The organism is Paraburkholderia sp. UYCP14C (genome assembly GCF_004197395.1).
GTDB lineage: Bacteria > Pseudomonadota > Gammaproteobacteria > Burkholderiales > Burkholderiaceae > Paraburkholderia.
On record NZ_SELS01000225.1, the window covers coordinates 1 to 1,706 of the forward strand.

2 protein-coding genes and 1 pseudogene are annotated in these 1,706 nt (G+C 58.8%); 1 reads left to right on the forward strand and 2 read right to left on the reverse strand.

Annotation, left to right across the window (positions count from 1 at the left end; all coding sequences use genetic code 11):
- Positions 1-88: 88 nt before the first annotated feature.
- Complete coding sequence (locus EVC45_RS44430) at positions 89-424, forward strand: transposase (protein WP_129964340.1); 336 nt, start codon at positions 89-91, stop codon at positions 422-424.
- A gap of 203 nt (positions 425-627) precedes the next feature.
- Here EVC45_RS44430 and EVC45_RS44435 read toward each other — a convergent pair whose 3' ends face one another.
- Both EVC45_RS44435 and EVC45_RS44440 read right to left on the reverse strand, forming a co-directional pair.
- On the reverse strand, positions 628-1,134 hold the full coding sequence (locus EVC45_RS44435) for a lytic transglycosylase domain-containing protein (RefSeq protein ID WP_129964341.1): 507 nt from the start codon (positions 1,132-1,134) through the stop codon (positions 628-630).
- A gap of 327 nt (positions 1,135-1,461) precedes the next feature.
- A pseudogene (locus EVC45_RS44440) lies at positions 1,462-1,706 on the reverse strand (hypothetical protein); the annotation flags it as partial.

Here is a 1,706-nt window from a genome sequence, read left to right on the forward strand (position 1 = left end):
TCGCGCCATTCGTGACGGCGCCGGGCAATCGCAACGAATCACCCCTGCTGCGTGACGCGCTGCCCAAACTCACCGCCATGTCACCGCCATGGCGCGCGCCATTGGTGCGAACCTGCAGGGCTCAACCGTCAGTCTGGATGGCGTCTACGACTGCCGCGAAAACCGCCGTGCGATCTTCAACCGCGGCATGAGGCCCAACATTCCCGAGAACCCGCGTGGGCGCAAGGCACCGAAGCGCGGTCGCAGACGGCATTTCGACGCGGCCATCTTCGCGGAGCGCTTCAGCACCATCGAGCGCGTGTTCGCCTGGGAGGACACCTTCCGCCGCCTGCTGCTGCGCTTCGAACGCATCAGTGCCGTGCACTACGCGCTCAAGACGCTCGCCTACACGATGATCAACCTGAGGCACTACTGCCGCAGCTGATCGCGGCCCTCAGGGCGGCCTGTCGCTACTTCGCCGGCGCATTGCGCCATGGCCGCGCGCGTCGTTACCATGTCGATCACTTCGCAAATCACACTTCCGCTTCGCGTTACCTGTCTTGCCAACTCATGCATTTCATGAAACATATGCATTACTGATCAAATGCAACTTCAGTCTGCTTGAAACCCGCAATCAGTTGTTACACTTCACCGGAACCGTCCCCGCGAACCATTCCTATCGCATCCCAAATCGGCAGTGCCATCACAATGTGCAGCTTGCTGGTCAGGCAACATGTTCCAGTGGCGCAGGGTTGCCGCGATCTGTCGCGCGTACTGGTCGCGCAGCGCGGGTGTCGCCGAATGGTACGCGCCAACAGCCGCCCAAGTGTTGCCATATTTCACGATTTGGCATCGCAATTGCCAAGCCGCAATGTAGATGTTCTTGCACGGCGCCATTAGGGCATCGCGAGTAATACCATAGCGCGATAGCACATTGAGATGAATCGAATTGATCTGCATGAGGCCGAAATCAGTGGAGCCGTTGGCGTTCAGGTGCGTCGCTCCGGGCTGGTTGCGCGACTCCTGCCACGCGATCGCGCGCAGGACCAGCGGGTTAACGTGCTGATACGCTGCTGCGTCATCGAAACAGTTTGCGTGGGCCGGAGCCGAGATAATGCAGCCGCACGCGATGCTGCCGATAGCGTATGCGCGCATGCGCGACAAAGACGACGCTTGCCAGCGCATAACTTTGGCGTCGATGGCCCAGCCGCGACGGGAGTTGAAATGGATTGGCACCAAAATGAAGAGCGGCGTTCGAATGTGTTGGCGAGCGAGTGAATACGCCGGAGATCATATGTCACGACAAAGTATTGGCACCTCTCCTAAGCGAAGCGGCTCGCATTCATACGAAGCGTGGCTCTTGCGGCGAAGCCGAACCGAACCCTTCTCGTTCAACTGGTTGCCCGTTTCGAGCAGGCTCGGCGCAACGGTTCTGGTGCAAATAGGCAAGCGGGTTGAGAAGTTCCCTATATGCAGGAGACCTTATCGAGCGGACAGCACCGCATTCCATACGGCGGGGGCAGCGGCATCCTTGAGGCCGAGTTTCGCGAGATCGAACTGGCCCTCGCGAATGCGATACGTCAACTCGATGCCTGAAATCGTGGTCGCGGCGCTCCTGAACCGTTTGAATCCAAGCATCGGGTTCGTTCGGGCTCCGGTGCAAATAGGTAGCGTGGTCGAAATAATCTTTATAGATTTGGATACCTTATCGATTGAACAGGACGGCG